The 853-nt window shown below is 74.1% G+C and carries 1 protein-coding gene; it reads left to right on the top strand.

Annotated features, from left to right (window positions below; translation table 11 throughout):
• Positions 1-41: 41 nt before the first annotated feature.
• Positions 42-853 (top strand): zinc-dependent alcohol dehydrogenase (locus HG543_RS53905; RefSeq protein ID WP_343073676.1); only part of this gene is annotated, 812 nt, incomplete at its 3' end.

The following is an 853-nucleotide window of genomic DNA, read 5'->3' as shown; positions in this document are numbered from 1 at the left end:
TCGGCAGTGTATAACAGACAGCCCTGCCCGGCCCGGACTGGGTGCGGCTCAAGCCGCTGCTCACCGGGCTGTGCGGCTCGGACATGGCCACGCTCTTCTTCAAGGCCAGCCCCCAGCTGGAGCCCTTCAACAGCTTCCCCGCCGTGCTGGGCCACGAAATCCTCGCCGAGGTGACGGAGCTGGGGCCCCAGGCGCGCGACGTGGCGGTCGGCCAGCGCGTCGTCGTCGACCCCCTGCTGCCCTGCCGCCTGCGGGGCATCCAGCCGCCGTGCAAGCCGTGCTCGGCCGGGCAGGAGAACGGCTGCGAGCGCACCGCCGAGGGCTGCCTGGCGGCCGGGCAGATGCTCGGCTATCAGCGCGACCTGCCGGGCGGCATGGGCACGGAGATGGTGGCGCACCCGTCGCAGCTCCATCCGGTGCCGGACGGCGTCTCCAACATGGAGGCCGTGCTGGTGGAGCCGCTGGCGGTGAGCCTGCACGCGGTGCTCCGGGCGCCGCCAAGGGACGAGGACCGGGTGCTCGTCATCGGTGGAGGGCCGGTGGCCTTCGCCGTGCTGTGGGCGCTGCGGGCGCTGGGGCACCGCTGCCACGTGACGCTGCTGGCGGCCGAGGAGTACCAACTGGCGCTGGGGAAACGGATGGGCGCGGACGACGCCTTCCGCGTCCGGGGCGACCTGGAGGAGGCCGACGAGGTGGCGCGGCGCACGGGCGCGAAGGTGTACCGCCCGGTGCTGGGACCTCCGGCGCTGTCGGGCGGCTTCGAGCTGACCCTCGACTGCATCGGCAGCGCGGGCTCGGTGCAGGACGCCCTGCGCTACACGCGGGCCCTGGGCCGGGTGGTGCTGGTGGGGGC

It is taken from the genome of Pyxidicoccus fallax, assembly GCF_012933655.1.
Taxonomy (GTDB): domain Bacteria; phylum Myxococcota; class Myxococcia; order Myxococcales; family Myxococcaceae; genus Myxococcus; species Myxococcus fallax.
This window is presented reverse-complemented; position numbering and strand designations above follow the sequence as displayed.